Origin of the sequence: Halomonas campaniensis, from assembly GCF_002211105.1 — a bacterium.
Taxonomy (GTDB): Bacteria; Pseudomonadota; Gammaproteobacteria; order Pseudomonadales; family Halomonadaceae; genus Vreelandella; species Vreelandella campaniensis_A.
Window position 1 is genome coordinate 25,172 of the sequence record NZ_JPUA01000024.1, and the last position, 7,118, is coordinate 32,289.

The 7,118-nt window shown below is 59.0% G+C and carries 11 protein-coding genes; all 11 read left to right on the forward strand.

The features are described 5' to 3' along the window. Positions 1-92 precede the first annotated feature (92 nt). Positions 93-1,223, forward strand: a complete 1,131-nt coding sequence (locus JI62_RS08300; protein WP_088699712.1) for a phage protease — start codon at positions 93-95, stop codon at positions 1,221-1,223. A gap of 37 nt (positions 1,224-1,260) precedes the next feature. Then, on the forward strand, positions 1,261-1,698 hold the full coding sequence (locus JI62_RS08305) for a hypothetical protein (RefSeq protein WP_088699713.1): 438 nt from the start codon (positions 1,261-1,263) through the stop codon (positions 1,696-1,698). Positions 1,699-1,712: 14 nt separating this feature from the next. After that, the gene (locus tag JI62_RS08310) at positions 1,713-2,615 is read left to right on the forward strand and encodes a Mu-like prophage major head subunit gpT family protein (RefSeq protein ID WP_088699714.1); all 903 of its coding nucleotides are present in this window, start codon (positions 1,713-1,715) and stop codon (positions 2,613-2,615) included. 65 nt (positions 2,616-2,680) lie between these two features. Then, positions 2,681-3,208: an HI1506-related protein gene (locus JI62_RS08315; RefSeq protein ID WP_088699715.1), complete on the forward strand. Its 528-nt coding sequence runs from the start codon at positions 2,681-2,683 to the stop codon at positions 3,206-3,208. Between the two features lie 3 nt (positions 3,209-3,211). Next, positions 3,212-3,622 carry a gp436 family protein gene (locus JI62_RS08320; RefSeq protein WP_088699716.1) on the forward strand — a complete coding sequence of 137 codons (411 nt, stop codon included), beginning with the start codon at positions 3,212-3,214 and terminating at the stop codon, positions 3,620-3,622. Between the two features lie 27 nt (positions 3,623-3,649). Then, positions 3,650-3,937 (forward strand): hypothetical protein, encoded by a 288-nt coding sequence (locus tag JI62_RS08325; RefSeq protein ID WP_088699717.1) that lies wholly within the window; start codon positions 3,650-3,652, stop codon positions 3,935-3,937. Beyond that, positions 3,937-4,344 carry a phage tail terminator protein gene (locus JI62_RS08330; RefSeq protein WP_088699718.1) on the forward strand — a complete coding sequence of 136 codons (408 nt, stop codon included), beginning with the start codon at positions 3,937-3,939 and terminating at the stop codon, positions 4,342-4,344. Before JI62_RS08325 ends, JI62_RS08330 begins: the two co-directional genes overlap by 1 nt. Before the next feature lie 17 nt (positions 4,345-4,361). After that, positions 4,362-5,312 carry a phage tail tube protein gene (locus JI62_RS08335; RefSeq protein WP_088699719.1) on the forward strand — a complete coding sequence of 317 codons (951 nt, stop codon included), beginning with the start codon at positions 4,362-4,364 and terminating at the stop codon, positions 5,310-5,312. A gap of 61 nt (positions 5,313-5,373) precedes the next feature. Next, complete coding sequence (locus JI62_RS08340; protein WP_088699720.1) at positions 5,374-5,700, forward strand: hypothetical protein; 327 nt, start codon at positions 5,374-5,376, stop codon at positions 5,698-5,700. Between the two features lie 8 nt (positions 5,701-5,708). Further along, complete coding sequence (locus tag JI62_RS08345) at positions 5,709-6,062, forward strand: DUF1799 domain-containing protein (protein ID WP_170938510.1); 354 nt, start codon at positions 5,709-5,711, stop codon at positions 6,060-6,062. A gap of 18 nt (positions 6,063-6,080) precedes the next feature. Beyond that, positions 6,081-7,118 (forward strand): hypothetical protein (locus tag JI62_RS08350; RefSeq protein ID WP_170938511.1); only part of this gene is annotated, 1,038 nt, incomplete at its 3' end.

Sequence of the window (7,118 nt, forward strand, 5' to 3'; positions counted from 1 at the left end):
TACTCATCCCCGCAAGCCCCCACCGAAAACGCCTCAAAATTCCTAAAATGCTTTAAATCCAATCCCCCCGGTATCCGCTCGATACTGGGGGCATGAAAACCCGAACCGCAGCACCTCACCCCATCGCCGTTTGCGCGGCCAGTCACACCGCCCCCATCGCGGCGTTGGCGCTGCGTGTATCCCGAGACGACGGCAAAACCCGCCTGATTCCAGCCGGAGAATTTAACGCGCCCCGTGGAGCGATGACCGGCAGTGGCCCCTGGCAACTGGATGCCACCGGTGCCCAAGCCATCATCGCTCTTGCCGCCGCACGCTCTACCGACATCCCCATCGACTACGAGCATCAAACGCTCATGGCCGAACGCAACGGCTTACCGGCACCGGCAGCGGGCTGGATTGACCCGCGCTCGCTCGAATGGCGCGCCGATGGTCTTTACGGCCAAGTGGCGTGGACAGCCGCCGCCAGTGCAGCTATCGACGCCGACAGCTACCGCTACCTTTCCCCCGTTTTTCCCTACGACGCCGAGACCGGCGCCGTGCTCGATCTTCTGCATGTCGCGCTGACTAACACCCCAGCCATCGACACCGCCATTACTGAACTCGCCGCCGCCCGAGCCGGGCGCGGTGCCTCTGAAGCGACACCCCCAAAGGAGAACACCGTGGACCGCGAAAAACTAATTGCCAAGCTCGGCCTAGCTGCCGAGGCCACCGACGAACAGATCGACACCGCCCTTGCTGCCCTGAAAGCTAGCGCCGCCGATGCCGCCGCCTTCCGCACAGCACTGGGTGCCAAAGACGACGCGAAGCCAGCGGAAGCCGTGGCCGCCCTTAAAGCATCCAGCGCCACCGCCCCAGCGGATATGAGCCAGTACGTGCCCAAAGACGTTTATGAAGAAACCACCCAGCAGCTAGCGGCCCTGAAAGCCAACAGCAACACCGCTGAGCTGGACGCACTGATCAAGGAAGGCTTGGAAGATGGCCGCATCCCCGGCAAAAAAACGGCGGACTGGTTACGCACCCAGGGCATTGCCGCCTGTAAAGCGCATTTGGACGGCGCGCCCAGCATCGCAGCACTGAAAACCACCCAGACCCAAGGCAAAGCGCCGGAAGGTGCTGAGACCAAAGGCGACGACAAGCTGACCGAAACAGAGCTAGCAGTCTGCAAAGGCATGGATATCTCGCCGGAAGCGTATCGCAAGGCGAACCCCGTACCCGCTGCATAAACAGGCGCACTAACCCAACAGGCAAGAGGATCACACCGTGACCGCTGCAACCCAGAACCGAAAAACCGCTCACCGCCGAGGCCTGTCTCGCGGCCTATTAGTCGCTGCTGGTGCTGAGTGCTTCGCAGGCACCATCGCCGTGATTAATAGCGGCGGGTATGGCGAGCCAGGCACTACCGCCACCGGCTTAACCGCTGTTGGTGTGTTTGAGTACTACCAAGACAACACGGAAGGCGCTGATGGCGACCAGCCCGTTGAAGTGTCTCGCGGCAACTTCCGCTTCTCGAATTCCGCCGGTGCCGATGAGATCACTCTGGCTGATATCGGCAAGGCCTGTTTCATCGTTGATGATCAGACCGTCGCCAAAACTAACGGCACAGACACTCGCTCCCCCGCTGGCCTCGTCGACGACGTCGATGAATACGGCGTGTGGGTCAACATCGACCCGACTAACGGCGTTGCCGCTAGCGCCTGATAAGGACTGCCTACATGAATCTTACTTCCGCAAATTTACGGGTGCTGTTCCAGGCCTATAACACCAACTTCCAGCAGGGCTTTAGCTCGATGGGAGAACAGGGTGCGCTGTATGAACAGTTCTGCACCATCGTTCCGTCGACCACCGCTGTTGAAGTTTACCCGTTCCTTAAGTCACTACCGCGCATGCGGGAATGGCTAGGCGACCGGGTTATCCACTCGCTGGAAGGTGCCGCATTCAGCCTCAAGAACCGCAAGTTCGAGCTGACCGAAGGCGTCTCCCGCGACGTTATCGAAGACGACACCTACGGCCTCTATGGCCCTGTGTTTGAAGAGTTTGGCCGCTCCAGCCGCGAACACCCTAACGAACTTAGCGTTGAGGTGCTGGAAGCCAACCCGGAGTGCTATGACGGTCAGCCGCTGTTTGATGCCGATCACCCGGTGCTGAATACAGCGGGTAGTGAAGTCTCGGTTTCCAACGACATGGGTGGCAGCGGTGATGCGTGGTACGTGATGGATCTGACCCGCGTGATCAAGCCAATCGTTTTTCAGCGCCGCCGTGATTACAACTTCCGCGCTATTACCGATCTCAACGACACACAAGTGTTCATGAGTGACAACTTCATGTTCGGCGTGGATGCCCGTGTGAATGCTGGCCCTGGTTTGTGGCAGCTAGCGGTGCGCTCTCGTCAGCCGTTTAACGCCGAGAACTACGAGCTGGCACGCCAAGCGTTGCAGAAGATGAAAGGCGACCATGGCCGCCCGCTGGCCCTGCGCCACTCGCACACCATGGTGCCCAACAGCATGGAAGGGGCTGCCCGTGCCGTGCTGCAAAACCAGCTCACCACCGGTGGTGAAACCAACAAGTGGGCCAACACCTCGACCCTGGTGCTGAACCCCTGGTTAACCAGCGCTTAACGGCACGTTAAACCGCACTTCGCAGTGCCTGCTTAGCCAGGTACTGCGCAACGGAGAGCACCACCATGGCAACACGTAAAACCACCGCGACCAAGGCAAAACAGGAAGCCCCGGCAAAAGCGGAAGCGACCGAGCCGAAAGCCGAACCGGCACCGGAAACGCCAGCCGATGCTGTAGCACCTGACACTGATCAGGACGCACAGGCAAACGCAGAGGCGGCATCAACAGCAGAGGCGACTGAAGCCAAAGACGCGCCGGTACCGGAAGCGCAAACACCGGCAGACGCCGTAGCGGCCAATCCTGAGCCAGCAGCAGCTCCACAGCCGACCGAGATCCAGGGCAATACCGTCTCGGGCGGAGGCACCGGCAACGCGCTGCCGCCGATGGAGGAAATACCAGGCGTTTTCGTTCGTACCAAGCGCCGGATCAAAAGCCGCCGCCGCGCTGGCTTCCGCTTCAATCGCGAGGGCACCAGCATTGCGCTGGAGCTGCTGAGCCAAGAGCAGTTGGAGCAACTGCTCGCAGACCCGGCCTTGCAAGTGACCAACTGCAACTTGTCGCTGGATGAAGCGACCAGCGAACCGGAGGCCTAACCCATGCCCTACTGCACGCAAGCGGATCTTATTGAGCGCTTCGGCGAAAACGAGCTGCTCGCACTCGCACGCGATGAAAGCGGCACAGCAATTGATACCACTGTTGTCGAGCGTGCCTGTGACGACGCTGGCGGTGAGATCGACGGCTATGTCAGCGCTGCGGGTTACACCGTACCGCTCGCAAACGTAACGCGCATCATCACGGCCTATGCGTGCGATATCGCCCGTTACCGGCTCTATGACGAACACGCCAGTGAGCAGGTGCAAAAGCGCTACGACGATGCGGTGAAGTTCCTGGTTCGCGTTGCCAACGGCACCGTCAAGCTCGGCATCTCGACCGGCCCGGCAGCAAGCAGCGCGGGCAGCGTGCAAATGCAGTCCGGCCGCCAGGTGTTTAACGGCGGTGGCTTCTAGCCCCGCCACGATCGGAGAACACAGATCATGAGTGCCAAACAGACCACTAAAGCAGCGACTGATAAAAGCGCTGAGAAGGAAGAGAAACCACGCCCCCGTGAAGCCGTCTCGGTGCGTGTGAAGACGAAATCACCCGGTGTAAAACGCCAGGTGTGTGGCGTCATTTTCGACAACGCCTGGAAGTACCTAACGCTGGATGATCGCGGCAGCGCCTACAAAGCCATTGCCCGCGATCCCGCCATGGTGATGGAGAAGGCAACACCGCCACCGAAGGCAGTTGCCATTGAAGAGCAACCAGGCAACGAGGCCAAGTAATGCTGCTCAGGCTCACGCCCTTTGTCGAACGCCTAAACGCCCTGGAAGGCATACCCAAGGTGCAGATGGCAGCGGATGTCGAAGCTGCCCAGAGCACCAAGGAATTTCCTAGCCTGATGCTGGTGTTAGGGCGTGACAATGTGGATCACGTGGACATGAACAACGGTGCCGAGCATTGGGTAAAGCCAGAAATACTGCTGGTGAGCGGTATCCAGCGTCGAAACTTACCGCTGGGCAACACCGATGATGAGTTGGCGAATCTACGCGATCCAACGCTGGACAGCTTGATCAATTGGTTACCACCGGGCTGTGACATCCCTATTAAATGGAAGCGCGGCCAAATCCTAGCCCTTAAATCACACGCCCTTTTCTGGGTCGACGTGTTCACCACCGAATACCGGTGGTAGGAGAAAGAACCGTGAGCATGAAAGAAAACCGCCGGGCGCTCATCGTCGCCCTAGAGAGTGAATACAACGATGGCACCACCACGCCGGATGCGGCCAGTGATGCTGTTCTGGCGCGTGAAATTACCACCACACCACTGGCCGGTAAAAACATCGATCGCAACTTTGTGCGCCCCTACTACGGCAATGCAAAGCAGGCGCCTGGCGAAAAGCATATTCAGGTGGTGGTTGAAGTTGAGGCGAACACTAGCGGCGAGCTGGGCACACCGCCACCGTGGGGCAAGATGCTGCGCGCATGCGGCTGGAGCGAAGTCATTGAAGTGGGCGAGCGTGTCATCTATAGCCCTGTCTCCGATGACGAAGACTCGTGTGTGTTCTTCGCCCACATGGACGGCAACCTGCATAAGGGGCGCGGCGCGCACGGCACCCCGGAGTTCACATTTAACGGTAACGCCACTCCTGTGATTCGCTTCACGCTGTACGGCCTAATTAGCCCTGTTACAGCAGCGGAGCTGCCCAACGTCACGCTGTCTCAGTGGCGGGATGCATTGACGGTCAACAGTACGAATTCCGAGAACCTGAGCCTGATGGGTGTCAGCGCCCCGTTCAGTCAGTTCTCTCTCAACATGAGCACTCAGGTTGAGCACATGTCCGAGGTGGTCGGTGGTGCGGATGTCGAAATCAACGGGCGCGGCCCCTCCGGTTCATTCCAGATCGAAGATCCCGGCGTCGGCGTGAAGGACTACTTCGCGGTTCACCAGAATGCTGAAACTGGCCCGCTCAAGCTCACCCACGGCAAAACGCCCGCCGAGATGATCACGTTCTACATGCCCAGCATCGGTATTGAGTCGCCGACCTATAGCGCTGTGAAGCGCAAACAGATGTTGACGATCAACTATATGCCTCAGCCGGTCGACGGTAACGACGAAGTGACCATCGTTGTTGGCACACCGTTAGTCGAAAGCCCTTAGCAATCAAGTAACCAGCCGTTAAACAGCCTTTAACGATCAGTTATCACCAGGAGAACTACCCGTGTTCACAGTCAACGTAAGTCGCACCTACAAATACCCCGTCCCTCTGACCATCTATGACGAAGAAGGTAAAGAGATTAGCGGTAAATTCAAGGCCGTTTTCAAAGTCGTCCCAGAAGATGAGCTACGCAACTCTGGGGCCGATGTCGCATTGCTAGACCAAGTGCTGGTAGGTGTGGAAGAGATTCGCCTGACAGATAAAGACGGCAAAGCGCTAGAAGGCGACGAGCTGCTACATGCCGCCAAGAACGACTCCGCCATTTGCGCCGCACTCCAGAGCGCTTACCAAACGAGTATCCGAAAAAAGAACCAACCGCGAATCTTCTAGAGGCTGGAGTGCATTGGGCTGAGGCCAGCACGGCCCAGCCCAACCTGGTTAAAGAAGATGTGGCTGCACTGGGGATCACGCTGGCCGGGGAGCTGGCCGAAGAAGCCGAGGCAGCAGCAGCCGAGCCGGATCAGTTCGAGGTTTTGCCCGAAAACTGGGACGCCCTTGAGATATTCCTGCGCTGCTGCCGTCAGTGGCTGTTCAGGGGAATGGATGGCCACCGCGAAGCACTGGATTTGCAGGCAATCATCAGCGTGCTCAGCCTCTACCAGCTTCCACCAGAGCAACAACTTGAGCGGCTGGATCAAGTGCAGTTAATCGAACGCGGCGCGCTCAGCGTCATGAACCAACCCCGCAACTAGCCGTTAGAAGGAAACACCGTGGCGAACAATCTAACGCTTAGCGTTACCCTCACTGGCGATGGCCGCCAACTCACAGGCACCCTGCGCAATGCGCAGGGTGAAGTGCAGGCGTTTGGGGGTACCACTGAGCGTGAAGGGGGGCGTGCTGAACGCTCACTCGCAGGTGTTGAGCGTCAAGCAGGTACGGTGGGGCGTGAACTTCAGGTATTACGCCGCTTGGCGGCTCCCGTTGGGGCAGCGCTGGCAGGTATGTTTGCCACGCGAGCGCTGCAAGGCCAGATCGACTATGCCGATCAGCTACAAAAAACCAACTTGCGGATTGGTGCGAGCGTTGAAGCGCTTAGTCAGTACAACCATGTCGCTAGCCTCTCCGGCGTCGAGTTTAGCAACCTAACGACCGCGTGGCAGCGTCAAACACGCCGTATATCTGAAGCCGCGCAAGGCACGGGAGCCGCCAAAGACGCGCTAGAGGCGCTAGGCCTCAGCGCCAAAGCACTGAACCAGTTGGCCCCTGAAGACCAGTTTGAACGCATCGCCGTCGCGCTTGAAGAGGTTGAAAGCCAAGCCGACCGTACCGCCTTAGCCATGAAGTTGTGGGACACCGAAGGCGTTGGGCTGTTGCAGATAACTAACCAGGGAGCCGATGCCATTCGCGCCATGCGCGAAGAAGCCGACCGTCTGGGGCTGACCATCAGCCAGGACACCGCCAATGCCATGGCGGGTTATAACGATGAAATGGCCCGATTCCAAGCCGTGGCCACCGGCGTGACCCGTCAGGTGGCCTCTGAGCTAGTGCCCGCCATGACCACCGGCCTACAAACCGCCAGTGAGTGGGTCGATGAAATGGGCGGTGCTGCTGAAATTCTCGATACCGTTAAAGATGCAGGCACCGGTGTTGCGGTAGTGATGGCAGGCCGCTACGCGGGTGCGATCGGCACTGCCACGGCTGCTAAATTGGCGGCCACCCGTCAAGCGGTGTTGTACCAAGCAGCGCTAGCCCGCATGGCGGGTGTTAGTGCAACCGCCGCAACGGGTCAAATGGCATTGGCAGGGGCC